This is a genomic window from Streptomyces sp. A3M-1-3, from assembly GCF_024213665.1.
Lineage (GTDB): Bacteria > Actinomycetota > Actinomycetes > Streptomycetales > Streptomycetaceae > Streptomyces.
The window spans coordinates 107,474-124,443 of the sequence record NZ_JANAVP010000011.1; the positions used below are offsets into that span (position 1 = coordinate 107,474).

General features: G+C 70.9%; 11 protein-coding genes. 6 read left to right on the plus strand and 5 right to left on the minus strand.

The window, feature by feature from the left end; genetic code table 11:
• The first annotated feature begins 55 nt into the window (after positions 1-55).
• Positions 56-1,129, plus strand: coding sequence for an AI-2E family transporter (locus NLX86_RS15025; RefSeq protein WP_254372186.1), 1,074 nt, complete (start codon positions 56-58; stop codon positions 1,127-1,129).
• Here the strand turns inward: NLX86_RS15025 and NLX86_RS15030 are convergent.
• The gene (locus NLX86_RS15030) at positions 1,084-3,267 is read right to left on the minus strand and encodes a SpoIIE family protein phosphatase (protein WP_254372187.1); all 2,184 of its coding nucleotides are present in this window, start codon (positions 3,265-3,267) and stop codon (positions 1,084-1,086) included. The genes NLX86_RS15025 and NLX86_RS15030 overlap by 46 nt on opposite strands.
• Positions 3,268-3,413: 146 nt before the next feature.
• On the opposite strand from NLX86_RS15030, the gene aspS reads away from it, so the two are divergent.
• The 3 genes from aspS (at position 3,414) to NLX86_RS15045 (ending at position 5,941) form a co-directional block, all read left to right on the plus strand.
• Positions 3,414-5,180, plus strand: a complete 1,767-nt coding sequence (aspS, locus tag NLX86_RS15035) for an aspartate--tRNA ligase (RefSeq protein ID WP_254372188.1) — start codon at positions 3,414-3,416, stop codon at positions 5,178-5,180.
• 126 nt (positions 5,181-5,306) lie between these two features.
• Positions 5,307-5,549 (plus strand): hypothetical protein, encoded by a 243-nt coding sequence (locus tag NLX86_RS15040; RefSeq protein ID WP_254372189.1) that lies wholly within the window; start codon positions 5,307-5,309, stop codon positions 5,547-5,549.
• The gene (locus NLX86_RS15045; protein ID WP_254372190.1) at positions 5,546-5,941 is read left to right on the plus strand and encodes a type II toxin-antitoxin system VapC family toxin; all 396 of its coding nucleotides are present in this window, start codon (positions 5,546-5,548) and stop codon (positions 5,939-5,941) included. The genes NLX86_RS15040 and NLX86_RS15045 overlap by 4 nt, the downstream gene beginning before the upstream one ends.
• A 64-nt stretch (positions 5,942-6,005) precedes the next feature.
• On the opposite strand, the gene metG is transcribed toward NLX86_RS15045, so the two are convergent.
• Both metG and NLX86_RS15055 read right to left on the minus strand, forming a co-directional pair.
• Entirely contained in the window at positions 6,006-7,649 is a 1,644-nt protein-coding gene (gene metG / locus NLX86_RS15050; RefSeq protein WP_254372191.1) for a methionine--tRNA ligase, read from the minus strand.
• Positions 7,650-7,752: 103 nt separating this feature from the next.
• Positions 7,753-9,537: a VWA domain-containing protein gene (locus NLX86_RS15055; RefSeq protein ID WP_254372192.1), complete on the minus strand. Its 1,785-nt coding sequence runs from the start codon at positions 9,535-9,537 to the stop codon at positions 7,753-7,755.
• A gap of 295 nt (positions 9,538-9,832) precedes the next feature.
• Between NLX86_RS15055 and NLX86_RS15060 the strand changes: the two genes are divergently transcribed.
• Positions 9,833-11,905: a PhoX family protein gene (locus NLX86_RS15060; protein ID WP_254372193.1), complete on the plus strand. Its 2,073-nt coding sequence runs from the start codon at positions 9,833-9,835 to the stop codon at positions 11,903-11,905.
• Positions 11,906-11,935: 30 nt separating this feature from the next.
• Here the strand turns inward: NLX86_RS15060 and NLX86_RS15065 are convergent, their stop codons facing one another.
• Both NLX86_RS15065 and NLX86_RS15070 read right to left on the minus strand, forming a co-directional pair.
• Positions 11,936-12,973: a hypothetical protein gene (locus NLX86_RS15065; RefSeq protein WP_254372194.1), complete on the minus strand. Its 1,038-nt coding sequence runs from the start codon at positions 12,971-12,973 to the stop codon at positions 11,936-11,938.
• A gap of 38 nt (positions 12,974-13,011) precedes the next feature.
• Positions 13,012-14,487, minus strand: coding sequence for an APC family permease (locus NLX86_RS15070; protein ID WP_254372195.1), 1,476 nt, complete (start codon positions 14,485-14,487; stop codon positions 13,012-13,014).
• Positions 14,488-15,259: 772 nt separating this feature from the next.
• Here NLX86_RS15070 and NLX86_RS15075 point away from each other — a divergent pair.
• Complete coding sequence (locus NLX86_RS15075) at positions 15,260-16,858, plus strand: GMC family oxidoreductase (protein ID WP_254372196.1); 1,599 nt, start codon at positions 15,260-15,262, stop codon at positions 16,856-16,858.
• The last annotated feature ends 112 nt before the right edge of the window (positions 16,859-16,970 follow it).

Below are 16,970 nucleotides of genomic sequence, written 5' to 3' on the forward strand. Positions count from 1 at the left end.
CCCCGTCGGACCCCGTCGGCGGGACGAACCCGGGCGGCCGTGATCGGGTGGGAGGGTGCAGACCCCGAAGCCCCTTCTTCCTGACGGCGTCCGGCGCGTGGCCGCCTGGTGCGTGGTGGCGCTGCTGCTCGCCGGGGTGGCCGCCGTCGGGGTCTGGCTGGTCATCATCTTCCAGACCGCCGTCACCCCGGTGCTGCTCGCCCTGCTGGGCACCGCGCTGCTCGGGCCGCTGTACCGGCGGCTCATCCGGATGAAGGTGAACCGGTCGCTCGCCGCCGGGCTGACCTGCGTTGCCGTCCTCGCCGTCGTCGGCGGGGCGATGTACATCGTGGTCGGTGCGCTGATCGACACCGGTGACCAGATCCTGGCCTCGCTCAAGCAGGCCGCCTCGGACCTCGCGAAGCACTTCGGGGCCGCCGGGACCTCGCTGGACGATCTGGCGTCCAATGCCAAGGAGCTGCTCGGCAAGTTCGGCGGAACCGCCGCGTCCGGAGTGATCTCCGGGCTGAGTGTGGTCGGCGAGATGATCGCCACCGCCGTGCTGGCGCTGCTCTTGATCTTCTTCTTCCTCAGGGACTCCCACCGGGCCGCCGGAACGCTGCGCTCCGTCGTGCCCCACGCCATCGGCGACACCGCCGAGGCCATGGCCCGCCGGGCCTTCGAGGCCGTCGAGGGCTTTATGCGCGGGACGACGTTCATCGCCCTCATCGACGCGATGTGTATCACCGTCGGGCTGTTGGTCCTGCGGGTGCCGGGGGCGGTCGGGCTCGGGGCGCTGGTGTTCGTCGGCGCGTACATCCCGTATCTCGGAGCGTTCATCTCGGGCACCGTCGCGGTGCTGGTCGCGCTCGCCGACCGCGGTTTCGTGATCGCGCTGTGGGCGCTGGGCGTGGTGATGGCCGTACAGGTACTGGAAGGCCATGTGCTCCAGCCGATGATCCAGAGCCGTACGGTCCAGATGCATCCCGCGGTGGTGATGCTGGCGATCACGGCGGGGGCGAGCGTCGCGGGGATCCTCGGGATGCTGCTCGCGGTACCGCTGACCGCCGCCGCGTTCGGAGTGGTCTCCGAGATCAGGGCGCGCTATGCGGCCCCTTCCGCCTCCTCGGTACCGCCGGCCTCCTCGTAGAGCTCGAACCAGATCGACTTGCCCTCGCCGCGCGGGTCCACTCCCCAGCTGTCGGCGAGCATCTCCATCAGCAGCAGGCCACGCCCGCTGGACGCCATCTCGCCCGGCCGCCGCTTGTGCGGCAGCTCGTCGCTGGCGTCGGCGACCTCCACGCGCAGCCGCCGGCTCCCGATCTCCCCGGTGGCCTCGGCTACCAGCAGCGCGTCGCCGTCCGTGTGGACCAGGACGTTGGTGACCGTCTCGGAGACCATCAGGACCGCCGCGTCGACCTGCTCGTCGTCGCTCCAGTCGTGCAGCAGCTCGCGCACCTGCTGCCGGGCGCCGGCGAGCCGCTCAGGCTCGGCCTGGGCGACCGTCAGCGCGGTGCGCCGGGCGGGACGCACCGCGTACCCGGTGGCGCCGGGCCCGCAGCCGCAGCCCTCCCCCTCGCGGCACAGCAGCAGCAGGGCTATGTCGTCCTCGCGGCGGTCCGCGAGCGGGCCGGTGGAGTGGTGTGAGGAGGGGCCGTGGACGGCGTTGACGAGCTCGTCGGCGAGTTTCTCCAGGCCGGCTTCGCCGTCGCCGGGATACGACTCGAGGATCGAGCGGAGCCGGGCCCAGCCGGTGTCGAGGTCGTGGCCGCCGGTCTCGATGAGTCCGTCGGTGCAGAGCATCATCGTTTCGCCGGGTTCGAGGACGAGCCGGGTCGTCGGATAGTCGGTGTCCGGGACGATGCCGAGTGGCAGCCCGCCCGCCGTCGGCCGCACCAGGACCGTCCCGTCGGCCATCCGTACGGCCGGGTCGGGGTGGCCCGCGCGGGCGATGTCCAGGACGCCGGTGGCGGGGTCCGCCTCCACGTACAGGCAGGTCGCGAACCGGGGGCCTGGATCCCAGTCCCCGCGCCCCGTCCCGCTCCCGCTCCCGTGCCCGGTCCCGTTCTCGTTCTCGTACGAGTCCATCAGCCCGGCGAGAAAGCGGGAGGCGCGCGAGAGCACGGCGTCGGGGCGGTGCCCCTCGGAGGCGTACGCGCGTACGGCGATCCGCAGCTGTCCCATCAGCCCGGCGGCGCGCACATCGTGGCCCTGGACGTCGCCGATGACCAGGGCTATGCGGCCCGACGGCAGCGGGATCATGTCGTACCAGTCGCCGCCCACCTGGAGCCCGCCGCCGGTCGGCACATAGCGCGCGGCCACCGCCATCCCGGGGATCTCCGGGCCGAGCGTGGGCATCATCGAGCGCTGCAGCCCGACCGTCAGCTCCCGCTCGGACTCGGCGACACCCGCCCGCTGGAGCGCCTGGGCCAGCATCCGGGCGACCGTCGTCAGCACGGACCGCTCGTCGGGCGTGAAGCGGACGGGATACGTGAAGGCGGCCATCCAGGCGCCCATGGTGCGCCCCGCGACGATCAGCGGCAGGAACGCCCACGACTGCCGGCCGAAGCGCTGGGCGAGCGGCCAGGTGGCGGGGAAGCGGCGGCGGTAGTCCTCCGGGGTCGGCAGGTAGATGGCCCGCCCGGTCCGTACCACCTCGGCCGCCGGATAGTCGGTGACCAGCAGCATGTCGGTGAAGGGGTCCTCGTCGCCCGCGCCGTGCCCGTGGTGCCCGATGATCGACAGGCGGTCGCCGGCGACGCCGAAGACGGCCAGGCCGTCCGGCGAGAAGCCGGGCATCGACAGGGACGCGGCGACCCGCAGCACCTCGGAGGTGGACCGGGCCTCGGCGAGCGCGCGGCCCGCGTCGAGCAGGAACGCCTCGCGGGAGCGGCGCCAGTCGCCGGTGATGGGGGTGGGCACGGCGGTGGTGCCGGGCTGCGGGTCGGCGACCTCCTGGAGGGTGCCGAACAGCTGGTGGTCGTTGCCGTCGACGACCGCTTTGGAGCGGCTGCGTACGGTACGCAGCACCCGCCCGGCCCCGTCCATGATCCGCAGCCGGGCCTCGGCCAGGGTGCCCTCGGCGACCGCGAGGCCCACGATCCCGTTGATCTCGTTCCAGTCCACCGGGTGGAAGCGCGAGCGGACGGCGACCTCGGGCAGGATCGCGGGTTCCGCGGGCAGCCCGAGCAGCCGGGCGGCCTCGCCGTCGAGGGTGACCAGCCCGGACGCGTTGTCCCAGCGCCACAGGCCGGTCGCGATCGCGGCCAGGACGTCCTCGGTGCGCATTGCCTCATCCTTACAGGTCACCGACAGCCCGGCCGCCCGAGGTGGCCCGTACACAAGCCGTACACGGGGCGGCAGGGACGTTCCGGGCGGACGGTAACCTTGGCAGGGTTGAATCCCACCTGTCATCGCGAAGAACTGGATGAACGATGCATCGGTACAGGTCCCACACCTGCGGCGAGCTGCGCGCCTCTGACGTCGGCACCGACGTCCGGCTCAGTGGCTGGCTGCACAATCGGCGCGACCTGGGCGGCATCCTCTTCATCGATCTGCGCGACCACCACGGTCTGGTGCAGCTCGTCGCCCGCCCCGGCACCCCCGCCAACGAGGCGCTGAGCCACATCACCAAGGAGACCGTCGTCCGGATCGACGGCAAGGTCTCCGCGCGCGGCGCCGAGAACATCAACCCGGACCTGCCGACCGGCGAGATCGAGGTCGAGGTCACCGAGGTCGAGGTGCTGGGCGCCTCCGCCCCGCTGCCCTTCACGATCAACACGGACGACGGGGTGAACGAGGAGCGGCGCCTGGAGTACCGCTTCCTCGACCTGCGGCGCGAGCGCATGCACCGCAACATCATGCTGCGCACCGCCGTCATCTCCGCCATCCGGCACAAGATGACCGCCCTCGGTTTCAACGAGATGGCCACCCCGATCCTCACCGCGACCTCCCCCGAGGGCGCGCGTGACTTCCTGGTGCCGTCCCGCCTGAACCCCGGCAAGTTCTACGCGCTGCCGCAGGCCCCCCAGCAGTTCAAGCAGCTGCTGATGATCGCGGGATTCGACCGGTACTTCCAGATCGCGCCCTGCTTCCGCGACGAGGACGCGCGCGCCGACCGCTCGCCGGGCGAGTTCTACCAGCTCGACGTCGAGCTGAGCTTCGTCGAGCAGGAGGACGTCTTCCAGCCGATCGAGAAGCTCATGACCGAGCTGTTCGAGGAGTTCGGCAACGGCCGGCACGTCACCTCCCCCTTCCCGCGGATTCCGTTCCGCGAGTCGATGCTCAAGTACGGCAACGACAAGCCGGACCTGCGCGCCAAGCTGGAGCTCGTCGACGTCTCGGACATCTTCGCGGGCAGCGGCTTCAAGGCCTTCGCCGGCAAGCACGTGCGTGCGCTGCCGGTGCCGGACACGGCGGGCCAGAGCCGGAAGTTCTTCGACGGCCTCGGCGAGTACGCGGCCGAGCACGGCGCGAAGGGCCTGGCCTGGATCCGCGTCGGCGAGAACAACGAGCTGGCCGGCCCGATCGCCAAGTTCCTCACCGAGGAGGACACCAAGGCGCTCACCGACCGCCTGGACCTCAAGCCGGGGCACGCCGTCTTCTTCGGCGCGGGCGAGTTCGACGAGGTCTCCAAGATCATGTCGGCGGTCCGCGTCGAGGCGGCCAAGCGCGCCGGCCACTTCGAGGAGAACGTCTTCCGCTTCTGCTGGATCGTCGACTTCCCGATGTTCGAGAAGGACGAGGAGACCGGCAAGATCGACTTCTCGCACAACCCCTTCTCGATGCCGCAGGGCGGACTCGAGGCCCTGCAGACCCAGGACCCGCTCGACATCCTGGGCTGGCAGTACGACATCGTCTGCAACGGTACGGAGCTGTCCTCCGGCGCCATCCGGAACCACGAGCCCGACGTCATGTTCAAGGCGTTCGAGATCGCGGGCTACGACCGGGAGACCGTCGAGAAGGAGTTCGCGGGCATGCTCCGCGCCTTCCAGTACGGCGCCCCGCCGCACGGCGGCATCGCCCCGGGCGTGGACCGCATCGTGATGCTCCTGGCCGACGAGCCGAACATCCGCGAGACCATCGCCTTCCCGCTCAACGGCAACGCGCAGGACCTGCTGATGGGCGCGCCGGCGGAGGTCGAGGAGGCCCGGCTGCGGGAGCTGAACATCGCGCTGCGCAAGCCGGTGGCGGACAAGTAGGCAGCGAATCCGTGGAGGCCCGGGCCCACCTTCGGGTGGGCCCGGGCCTCTGCTCGTTCCGAGTGAATGACACGAGACGTGGATGCATGTACTCTTGCATGCATGGTGGCTCTGCAGATTCGTGACGTGCCTGAAGACCTCCGAGACCGGCTCGCCGCCATAGCGAGCGAGCGCGGCCAGTCGCTTCAGGCGTACCTCTTCGACCTCGTCAATGACGAGGTGCGGCGGCGCGACAACCTTGCCGTCATGGAGCGGTTCTCCCAGAAGCGCTATGGCACGCGCCTGTCCGTGGACGACGTCGTCGGAGCACTTCACAGAGAGCGCGCCGAGCGTGAGGCCGCGCTCGGCATGTTCGGAGGCGACGAGTGATCGTTGTCGACGCTTCCGTCTACGCCTTCTCCCTGCTGGACGAGGGCACCATCGGCGACCATTGCCGTGCCGTCATGACGGCGGACGACCGTTGGATCTCGCCAGGTCACTGGACGATCGAGGTAGCCTCGGTGATCCGCGGCAATCTGCTCGGCGGGAAGATCTCCGAAGCGCAGGCCGCGGACGCGATGCTCGCCCTGGCAGGGCTCGATCCGGTGGTACCACTCACCAGGGTGCTGCTGCCTCGCATCTGGGAGCTGCGCTCCAACCTCACCGCATATGACGCCGCCTACGTGGCAGCAGCAGAGGCGTACAACTGCTCCCTCGTCACCGCGGACGCCCGCCTGGCCCGCGCCTCGGGCATCCGCTGCACCGTCGAGGTCGTCAACTGATGACAGCGTGAACGGGCCCGGGATCAGACGTGATCCCGGGGCTCCCTCGCTTGCGTATGACCGCTTAGGCCGGCTTCTCCTCGAGGCGCGGGAACAGCACCGCGCCCTTCGTCACCGTCGCGCCGGGCGGCAGCAGGCCCCACGTGCCGGCGTCCTGGACGCGCTGGGTGGCCAGGGCCCCCAGCTGCGCCTCGGCGCCCAGCGAGTCCCACAGGGCCTGCGAGGTTTCCGGCATGACCGGGTTGAGCAGCACCGCGACCGCGCGCAGCGACTCGGCGGCCGTGTACAGGATCGTCGCGAGACGGGCCTGGCCCTCCGGCGACTCGTCCTTGGCGACCTTCCACGGCTCCTGCTCCGTGATGTAGCCGTTGACCTGCTTGACGAACTCGAAGACCGCGAGGATGCCGCCCTGGAAGTCCAACTCGTCGCCGATCTTCCGGTCGGCTTCGGCGACCGCCTTGGCCAGGCCCTCCTGGACCGCCTTCTCGGCCTCGCCGGACGCCGTCGCCTCCGGCAGTGCGCCGCCGAAGTACTTGCCGACCATGGCGGCGACGCGCGAGGCGAGGTTGCCGTAGTCGTTGGCCAGCTCGGAGGTGTAGCGGGCGGTGAAGTCCTCCCAGGAGAACGAGCCGTCCTGGCCGAACGAAATGGCGCGCAGGAAGTACCAGCGGTAGGCGTCCACGCCGAAGTGCGAGGTCAGGTCCTGCGGCTTGATGCCGGTCAGGTTGGACTTGGACATCTTCTCGCCGCCGACCATCAGCCAGCCGTTGCACGCGACCTTGCCGGGCACCGGCAGGCCGTTAGCCATCAGCATCGCGGGCCAGATGATCGCGTGGAAGCGCAGGATGTCCTTGCCGATCAGGTGCACATCGGCCGGGAAGGTCTCCGCGAACTTCGCCGGGTTCTCGTTGTAGCCGACGGCCGTGGCGTAGTTGAGGAGCGCGTCGATCCACACGTAGATGACGTGCTTGGGGTCCCAGGGGACCGGGACGCCCCAGTCGAAGGTGGAGCGCGAGATGGAGAGGTCCTGGAGGCCCTGCTTGACGAAGTTCAGCACCTCGTTGCGGGCCGACTCGGGCTGGATGAAGCCGGGGTTGGACTCGTAGAACTCGAGCAGCTTCGGGCCGTACTCGCTGAGCTTGAAGAAGTAGTTCTCCTCCTTGAGGATCTCCACCGGCTTCTTGTGGATCGGGCACAGCTTCTGCCCCGCGAAGTGTCCCCCAGAGGCTTCGCCCTGGGAGGGACCGCCATCGCCGTCGATCAGGTCGGCGGGGAGCTTGTACTCCTCGCAGCCCACGCAGTACGGGCCTTCGTACCCGCCCTTGTAGATCTCGCCCTTGTCGTACAGGTCCTGCACGAACTCCTGCACACGGTCCGTGTGCCGCTTCTCCGTCGTACGGATGAAGTCGTCGTGTCCGATGTTCAGGTGCTCCCAGAGGGGCTTCCATGCCTCCTCGACGAGCTTGTCGCACCACTCCTGGGGCGTGACCCCGTTCGCCTCGGCAGTGCGCATGATCTTCTGACCGTGCTCGTCCGTGCCGGTGAGGTACCACACCTTCTCGCCGCGCTGACGGTGCCAGCGCGTGAGCACGTCGCCTGCGACGGTCGTGTAGGCGTGGCCCAGGTGAGGAGCGTCGTTGACGTAGTAAATGGGGGTCGAGACGTAGTACGCCTTCGCCCCCTGCTTCTCGGATCCAGTGGCCGCCATGGTCGAAATCCTATCGGCCCCCGGAAGATCCACTCACACCGATAACGGGTCGCGAGACGGTGGCCCTGCCCGCCGCGGGGTGACGGGCAGGGCGTTGCCGTCCCTACCGGCCGCCCTGCCAGGAGGCGAGGAGCCCTTCGTAGACCTCGGTGTCCGTGAGTTCGCGCGGGTCGGGGCCGGCGTGGAAGAAGCCGGCGTTCTCCGCGTCCAGCTTCCGCAGGAAGTCGAAGCCCTTGGCGTCGTGCTCGCCGAACGCGACGAACTGCCAGAACAGCGGCAGCCGCGCGGCGTCCGCGAGCGCCTTCTCGGCGGCCTGCTTGGCGGTGGGGGCACCGTCCGTCTGGAAGATCACGAACGCGGGGCCGGTGGAGCCGGACTTCTCGTGCTGGGCGATCACTTCGTCGACGGCGCGGTGGTAGTTCGTACGCCCCATGTGGCCGAGCCCGGCGTGCAGCTCGTCGACGCGGTCCGCGTACTCGGTGAGGGTGAGCTCCCCGGTGCCGTCGATGTCGGTCGAGAAGAACACGACGTGGACGGTCGCGGCGTCGTCCAGGTGCGCGGACAGGCCGAGGGCCTGCTCGGCGAGGTTCTGGACGCTGCCGTCCTTGTAGTACGGCCGCATCGACCCGGACCGGTCCAGTACGAGGTACACGTCGGCCCGCGCCCCGACGAGCCCCCGCGCCTTGAGCACGGCGCCGGCGGCCTTGTAGGCCCCGACCAGCTCGGGAGCGCGCGACTTGACCCGGGCAGGGGAGTACGCGGACTTCCCGCCCCCGACGCCCTCGGGGGCGGCGGCGGTTCCGCCGCCACCGGCTGCCAGCCCTTCCGGCTCGGCCGGCGCGGCCGCCTTCGGCTCCGCCGGGGGCTCCGGGACCGCCAAGGGTGCGGTCTCCGTGGCGGTCCCCGCCTCGGCGGCAGCCGTTGCGGGTGCCTCCGGCTCCGCCTGGGCCGCGGCGGCCTCGGGCTCCGGGTCGGCGGGGGATGCGGTCTCCGCGCCGGCGGCCTGGGCTGCCTCCGGCTCCGCCGGGGCGGAGGGCTCAGCCTGCGGCTCGGCGGCCAGTGCCTCGGGCTCCGGCTCCGCAGGGGTTGCGGTCTCCGCCTCGGCAGCCTGGGCTGCCTCCGGCTCCGCCGGGCTCGCCGCGGTCTCGGTCTCCGGCGCCGCCTCGGGCTCAGGGTCGGCCGGGGATGTGGTCTCAGCCTCGGCGGCGAGCGCCTCCGCCGCCGGAGCCGCCTCGGAGGCTTCCGGCTCGGCCGGCGCGGCCGCCTTCGGCTCCGCCGAGGGTGCGGTCTCCGTGGCGGTCTCCGCCTCGGCGGCAGCCGGGCCCTGGCCCGGGGTCGCTGCCGGGGCGGTCTCAGGTTCGGCGGCAGCCGCGGCCTCGGCCTCCGGGGCGGCCGGCGTGGCCTCCCGCTCTGCCGGGGCGGAGGGCTCGGCCTGCGGTTCGGCGGCCAGTGCCTCGGGCTCCGCAGGGGTTGCGGTCTCCGCCTCGGCGGCAGCCTTCGTGGCCTCCGGCTCCTGCGCCGGGGCGGCCTCCGCGGTAGCCGTGGTGCTCTCCGGCTCCGGCTTTGTCTCGGCTGCGGCCGGGGGCTCCTCCCGCTCCGCCGGGGCGGACTCGCGGGGCGGGGCCAGGTCGCGCTTCGATTGCGGGGGGACCGAGGGGTTGTCGAACGCCGCCGCCACCAGTTCCGCCGCCGTCTGCGCGGGCACCGCGGCCGGCACCGCGGCCGGCACCGCAGCCGGCACCGCAGCCGGCACCGGCGCCGAGGTCGTCGGCTCCGCCGACTGGGCGCGTTCGGACTGGGCCGGCACGCCCACCGCCTGCTCGTCACGGACGGCGGTGGTTTCTCGGTCGCGTCCGAACACCTTGCGCAGCAAGCTCCGAATACCCATGGGCGAGGCCTTTCACATGAGTTGGGTGCGATGTTTGTCCGTACTGCGGGAAAAATCCCTGGCCAGGGTGGACACGTAAGGTTAGCGGCCGCTCCGGGCGATCTCCGGGAGGGTCGGCCGAACTCGGCGTATGCGAAACCCACGCGGGTGAACTCCCGCCCGGACGTGCCGGATTCACTTCACGTTCATCCGTCGGCCGCCGCATTGCAGACAGACGCCCCTAACGTCGCGGCGGACACATTCCGACACGATGTCGGCGCAGGGCGCGCCGCTGTGAAGTCATACGGAGGACAACGTGCGCAAACTGCTGCCGCTCATCGGTACCCCGCACGCGGGGGGCCGCTCCGCGCTCACCTGCCGTTACCGCTGTGGCGACGCCTGCTTCCACGAGGTACCGAACACCAGCGACAACGAGTACGCCGGTGACGTGATAGCCGGCGCCCTGTCGAGAAGGTCCATGATGCGCGCCGCCGCCGTCGTGACCGTCGCGGCCGCCGCCGGGACCGGCGCTGTCATCGGGCAGGGCGGAACCGCCCAGGCCGTCGCCCAGGCCGCCGCCGCGGCCGGAGCCGCCAACAGCCCCCGGCACGGCAGCAGCGCCGGCGCCCGCGGCCTCCGCTTCACCCCCGTCGCGCCCAACACCGCCGACCAGGTCACCGTCCCGGAGGGCTACGCCCAGAACGTCGTCATCCGCTGGGGCGACCCGATCCTGCGCGGCGCACCCGCCTTCGACCCGGACCAGCAGACCGCCGAGGCGCAGGCCGGCCAGTTCGGCTACAACAACGACTTCCTCAGCCTGCTCCCCCTCCGCGGCGAGCGGGACCGCCAGGTGCTCGTGGCGAACCACGAGTACACGGACGAGATCCTGATGTTCAAGGGGTACGACCCGGCCAACCCCACCCGCGAGCAGGTCGAGATCGCCTGGGCCGCGCACGGCCTCTCCGTCGTCGTCGTCCAGGAGGAGCACCGCAGCGGCAAGCTCACCCCGGTCAGCCGCCACCACCTCAACCGCCGCCTGACGGCCACGAGCGAGTTCAGGCTCACCGGCCCCGCCGCCGGCAGTGCACTGCTGAAGACCTCCGCCGACCCGGCCGGCACCAAGGTGCTGGGCACCCTCAACAACTGCGCCGGCGGCACCACCCCGTGGGGCACGATCCTGTCCGGCGAGGAGAACTTCAACCAGTACTTCGCGGGCGGCAGCAGCGCCACCGACAAGCGGTACGGCATCGGGACCGGCGCGACCGAGCGCAAGTGGGAGCGTTTCGACAAGCGCTTCGACGCCGCGCAGGAGCCCAACGAGTCGCACCGCCACGGCTGGGTCGTCGAGCTCGACCCGTACGACCCGGACTCGACCCCGCGCAAGCGCACCGCGCTGGGCCGCTTCAAGCACGAGGCCGCGCAGCCCCGGCTGACGGACGAGGGCCGCCCGGTGGTCTACATGGGCGACGACGAGCGCTTCGACTACTTCTACAAGTTCGTCTCGTCGAAGCGGATGAAGAAGGGCAACTCCCGCGCCGTCCGCGAGCACAACCTCACCCTCCTCGACGACGGCACGCTGTACGTCGCCAAGCTCACCGGCGACTCCCCGGCCACCGAGATCGACGGCAAGGGCAAGCTCCCGAACGACGGCGAGTTCGACGGCAGCGGCGTGTGGATCCCGCTCGCGACCGGCAACACCTCGCACGTCCCCGGCATGACCGCCGAGGAGGTGTACGTCTTCACGCGCCTCGCGGGCGACAAGGTCGGCGCCACCAAGATGGACCGCCCCGAGGACGTCGAGCCGTCGCCGCGCACCGGCCGCGTGTACATCGCGCTGACCAACAACAAGGACCGCGGCGCGGCGGGCAAGGCCGGCGCGGACGAGGCCAACCCGCGCAACAGCAACAAGCACGGCCACGTCCTGGAGCTCGCCGAGCACTGGGACGACCCGACGTCCGACGGCTTCGCCTGGCGGCTCTTCCTCGTCGCGGGCGACCCGAACGACCCGGCGACGTACTTCGCGGGCTACCCCAAGGACAAGGTCAGCCCGATCTCCTGCCCGGACAACGTGGCCTTCGACCCGCACGGCAACCTGTGGATCTCCACCGACGGCAACCAGCTCGGCACCCACGACGGCCTGTTCGGTGTCGCCACGCACGGCGAGCGGCGCGGTGAGCTCAAGCAGTTCCTGACCGTGCCCAAGGGCGCCGAGACCTGCGGCCCGATCATCCAGGACCGCCGCGTCGTGGTGGCCGTGCAGCACCCGGGCGAGATCGACGGCGCAAGCGTCGAGAAGCCGGCCTCGGTGTGGCCCGACGGACCGGGCAAGATCGTCCGCCCGGCCGTGGTCAGCGTCTGGCGCAAGGACCACCGCGACATCGGCGTGTGAGTCCTGAGTCCGGGGTCCTGAGTCCAGGGTTCACGTGGTGGCGCCGACCTGCTCGCGCCACCGGGTGAACTGCTGAGCCGCGTCACCCGTGTACGACCACGGCACCCGAGCCGCCCGCCCGTCCAGCACCCGGAACAGGTGGGCGGCCTCGCCGTGCAGGCCCGCGTAACAGGCGGCATGCGTCAGGTAGTTCAGCTCGGTCACCTCCTCCGGCGGGACCGGGCCGTCCTGCCCGGCCGGCGTCCCCTCGCGCGCGGCGATCCACCGGTCCCAGGTGCGCCGCACCTCCTGGACCGCCAGCTCGTGGTTCCAGTGCTGTCCCTGTCCGTGGCCTCCGTGGCCCTGCCCCTGGCCCTGGCCCTGTCCCGGGTTCGAACCGCCCCCGATGACCGGCCGGCCCTTCGCGCCCTCCGCGATGTACCGGTACTCCTCGACCCGGGCGATCTGCACCAGCACCGGCAGCGGCGACCCGGGCGGCGCCGCGCCCGCCGCGTCGCGCGCGAAGTCGTACATCGTGCCGTGCGTGCCGTGCCAGCGCGCCGAGTAGTAGCGCAGCATCTGCACATGGCCCTCGATGTTGTACGGGTCGCGGCCGCGCAGCTCGCTCCACCAGCTCGCCAGTTCCCGCCGCTGCACCCCGCCCTCGTACAGCCGGGCGACAGTGAGCAGCGACGCCCACGGCATCGGGTCGTCCGGGCAGGCGTCGGCGGCCCGCAGGCAGGCCATCACCGCCAGGTCGATCCGGTCGCGGTCGACCTCGCCGCCGCGTCCCGTGGCGATGGCCACGTTGAAGATCCGCACGACCTCGGTGGCGGCGCGGAGCACCACCGCGTCCGGGTTCTCCGGCTCCGCCGCGAGCCACGACTCCACCGCGGAACTGCCCGCCGCGGCGTGCGCGAGGAGTCGCAGCCGGTGGGTCCGGCGCGGCCAGACGGGGCCGGTGGCCAGGAGGAGATCGCGTACGCCCTGCCACCTGCCGATAACGATGTCGTGACGGGCGGCGGTGAGCGGGCGGTCCCCGAAGTCCGGGTCGAAGTCGGGTACGAAGCGGCGGCGTGCGGCGGCCATCTGCGGGCCTCCTCTCAGGGGCAGGGGTCCGGGATGTCTCAGAAGTCGGTGGCCATGGCGTCGTCCGCGTAATCGGGGCGTCCTGAGCTGGAGTTGACGTACGACTCGTCGATCTCGATGGCGCGGCTGGCGTCCAGCTTCGCCGGACGGTAGTACGAACTCCCCTGCTTCCAGTACCAGATCATCGGGATCAGGCCGACGGCGAGCCCGCCGACGCCGATCGCGATCGACGCGCCGTTCAGCTCGGTCAGCGACTCGAAGAAGATCCAGAACATAAACAGCGCGCCGAACAGCGGCCAGGCGCCGCCGAGGAGGAAGTCCGCCGGGGACCTCAGGAGCATCTTGCGGTACGCGACGACGGCCGCGATGCCGGCGAGGCCGTAGTAGACGGCGATCTGGAGGCCGATGGCGGCGACCGCGTCGGACAGGATCTCGCCGACCGAGCCGAGCGCGTTGGAGGCGACGAACATGGCCAGGGCCACCGCGCCGACCGCGGCGATCGCGACCCACGGCGTGTTCCAGCGGCGGTGCACCCGGCCGAGCGCGGACGGCAGCGTCCGGTCGCGGCCCATCGCGAACAGCGAGCGGGTGACCTGGATGAGCGTGGTCTCCAGGGTGGCGATGGTGGACAGCATCACGGCCACGACGAGCAGTTTGCCGCCCAGGCCGGGCCAGATGGCCTCGCCCAGCACGGCCAGCACGTTGGCGCTGTTCTCCTCGATGTCCCCGGCGCTGACGATGACGTTCACGGCGATCGTGAACACCTCGAAGAGGAGGAAGACGATGCCGATCCCGACCAGGCCCGCGAGCCCGGCGGTGCGGCGGCTGTTACGGGTCTCCTCGCTGAGGTTGCTGGTGACGTCCCAGCCCCAGTAGTAGAACGCGGCGATCAGCGCGCCGGAGGCGAAGCCGGAGACACCGTCGAAGTGGCCGAAGCCGAGCCAGGACCAGTCGAAGGCGGCGGCGGAGCCGCGGTGCAGGAGCGCGCCGAACGCGAAGAGGACCAGGATCAGCAGCTCCACGCCGGACATGAGCAGTTGCGCGCGCACGGTCAGCCGGGCGCCGCCCAGCACCACCAGCAGCATCACCAGGAACCAGCCGGCGCCGACCAGTGTGGCGAGGGCGGTGTTCGAGGCGAGGCCGGCGTCGAAGAGGGAGAGGGTCAGCGCACCGGCCGGCACCGAGCCCGCCACCATGAAGATCGTCGCGGAGATGACCAGCGCCCAGCCGCTGAGGAAGCCGAGGAACGGATGCAGGGTCCGGCCCACCCACGAGTAGCTGGCGCCCGCGTTGACGTCGATCCGGCCGAGCCGGCCGAAGGCGAGGGCGATGCCCAGCATCGGTATCGCGCAGTAGAGCAGGGCGGCCGGGGCGGCGAAGCCGACGGCCCCGACGAGGACGGCCGTGGTGGCGGCGAGCGAGTAGGCCGGGGCGCTGCCCGCGACCGCCATCACGATCGTGTCGAACGTGCTGAGTACGTTGGGCGTCAGGCCCCGGCCGGCGTTGCTGCTCATGGCTCTCACTGCTTCCGGAAGTGCGCCCTGCCCGGCTGGGAGAACCTTCACTGGCACGGCATATGGCGGAATGTCAGGTGCGATTCGCGGTGCGGATGGGATTCGGGGGGTGGGATGCGGGTGGGTCGGATGGGACCCCTCCGCACGGGAGGACCGAGCGCATCGTAGTCGCCGTACCGGAGTTCGGCCCACGCAGGCGGAACAGCCGCCGGTCAGTGCTGGTCAAACCCGGTCAAGGTCCGGTCAGGGGCGCAGGGTCGTGGATGGGCCGTGGCCGGATCGGCGTCGCGGCCCTGTTCTCCCGAAGCTACGGCGAAGTGACAAGTAACTCAGCGTGATGTCAGGGCCGCGGCCGCGGAGCGGGGTTCGGGGACCTCGCCGTTGGTAAGGGCAGCGAAGTCGACGTGGGCCGCTTCGACGGCCTCGGGGTACGCCTCCCGTTCGGCGTGGTCGGCGAGTGCCCGAGGTAGCTTCCTTCGTACTGGCCGTACTGCCAGCAGGCCGCCTTGACCTGGCTGCCGACCTCTACGGACTCGAACTTGTCGTTCAGATCCGCCCCGAGGCCGACGTTCGCCTCGCAGTGACCAGCAGCCCCTGCCGGTCCGGTTCAAGGACCAGACCGGCGGGCGTCACCGCCTGACGCTCGACGTCAGCGACACCCGCTCAGCCATCCCGGCGACTTCGCCGCGGTTCGGGGTATCTCCGTACGTCCCCGGTATATGGCTGGTATGTGGACGCGCCGCTTGCGGCCGACGTGTGCCAGAGGGGAACGATGTTCGACTACGTGATTGCTGGTGCCGGATCTGCGGGTTGTGTGCTGGCCAACCGGCTGACGGCGGATCCCGGCAGACGGGTGCTGCTCATCGAGGCCGGAGTGGTGGATCGCAGCCCGTACATCAGGGTTCCCAAAGGGGTCGGCAAGCTGTTCATGAACCCCAAGGTGTCCTGGGTCTACCGGACTCGGCAGCTCAAGGCGGGGGGACAGTCCGAGCAGTGGACACGCGGCAGGGTCCTGGGCGGGTCCAGCTCGGTGAACGGGCTGATCTACAACCGGGGACAGCAGGCCGACTACGACGAACTCGTACGGCTGGGGAACCCCGGCTGGGGCTGGGACACGATGCTGCCGGTTTTCCGGGCGATCGAGGACAACGCCTTCGGCGCGTCCGCGACCCGCGGCCGCGGAGGCCCCCTGCATGTCTGCGCGGCGGCCGATCTCGATCCGCTCTGCGGCGAACTGATCGCCACCGGCGCCGCGGTCGGTTTGACCCCGGTGACCGATGTCAACGAGTCCGACGAGGAGCGCATCGGCCCCGCCATGTGCACCATGGTGGCGGGCCGGCGATGGAGTGCCGCCGACGCCTTCCTGCATCCCGTGCGCAAGCGGCCCAACCTGGCGGTCCTGACCGGGACCCGCATCACGGAGATCCTCTTCGAGGGCGACAAGGCCGTCGGCGTCCGCACGCGCACGCCGGGCGGTGCCGTCACCGACTACTACGCCGCGCGTGAGGTCGTGCTCAGCCTGGGCAGCCTGGAGACCCCGAGGCTGCTGCAGCTGTCCGGCATCGGGCCTGCCGAGGTGCTGCGCGCGGCAGGCGTCGGCGTCCGGCTGGACCGGACCAACGTCGGCGCCCGGTTGCGCGAACACCGCGGCCTGGCCATACGAGTCCGGTTGAACAAGGACGCGGGGCTCAACAGGAAACTGGCCACCCCGGCTGCCCAGGCCCTGGCGGCGATGAAGTACGCGGCGACGCGCGGAGGACCACTCGCCACCCCTGCCTATGAGGTCATCGCGTTCCTCAGGACCCGGCCGGAGCTGGACCGGCCCGACGGGATGCTCCTGTTCGCCCCGTGGTCTGCCGGCGCCTACGTGCCGGGCAAGGCGGTGCGGATCGAACGGGAGCCCGGTTTCTCCATCGCCGGCCAGGTCCTGCGGCCGACCTCGGAAGGGACGGTGGCGATCACCTCGGCCGACCCGGACGGCGAACTGGACATCGACCCCCGTTTCTTCAGCACTGTTCACGACCGCCGGGTGGGCGCTGACCTGATGCGCCGCATGCGTGAATTCGTCACCGGCGAGCCGATTGCCTCATGGGTTGCCCACGAGACCTTTCCCGGCCGCGGCGTACGGTCCGAGGAGGACATCGTCGACGCGGCTCTCACCGGCGGTTACTGCGGATTCCACGCCATCGGCACCTGCGCGATGGGCCCGGCGGACGAGGACGTTGTCGACCCGGAACTGCGGGTGCGCGGAGTCAGCAGTCTCCGCGTCGTCGACTGCTCGGTCCTGCCCGTCATGGTCGCCGGCAATCTCAACGGCCCGATCATGGCCATGGCCTGGCGTGCCGCCGACCTCATCACTCGAGCGGTGTGAAGCAGCGACAGCCTGCGGTAACACACTGTTATCAGGCATTACAGTGAGCAATCGATGGGTGGGTGTCCGGGACCCGGTCCTTCCGACCGGGCCGCCTGCCTGCGGTGCCGGG

What these genes read in the sequence shown, in the direction of transcription:
- NLX86_RS15030 (WP_254372187.1), bottom strand. Translation starts at nt 3,267, where the DNA reads ATGCGCACCGAGGACGTCCTGGCCGCGATCGCGACCGGCCTGTGGCGC.
- aspS (WP_254372188.1), top strand. Translation starts at nt 3,414, where the DNA reads ATGCATCGGTACAGGTCCCACACCTGCGGCGAGCTGCGCGCCTCTGAC.
- metG (WP_254372191.1), bottom strand. Translation starts at nt 7,649, where the DNA reads ATGGCGGCCACTGGATCCGAGAAGCAGGGGGCGAAGGCGTACTACGTC.
- NLX86_RS15055 (WP_254372192.1), bottom strand. Translation starts at nt 9,537, where the DNA reads ATGGGTATTCGGAGCTTGCTGCGCAAGGTGTTCGGACGCGACCGAGAA.
- NLX86_RS15065 (WP_254372194.1), bottom strand. Translation starts at nt 12,973, where the DNA reads ATGGCCGCCGCACGCCGCCGCTTCGTACCCGACTTCGACCCGGACTTC.
- NLX86_RS15070 (WP_254372195.1), bottom strand. Translation starts at nt 14,487, where the DNA reads ATGAGCAGCAACGCCGGCCGGGGCCTGACGCCCAACGTACTCAGCACG.
- NLX86_RS15075 (WP_254372196.1), top strand. Translation starts at nt 15,260, where the DNA reads ATGTTCGACTACGTGATTGCTGGTGCCGGATCTGCGGGTTGTGTGCTG.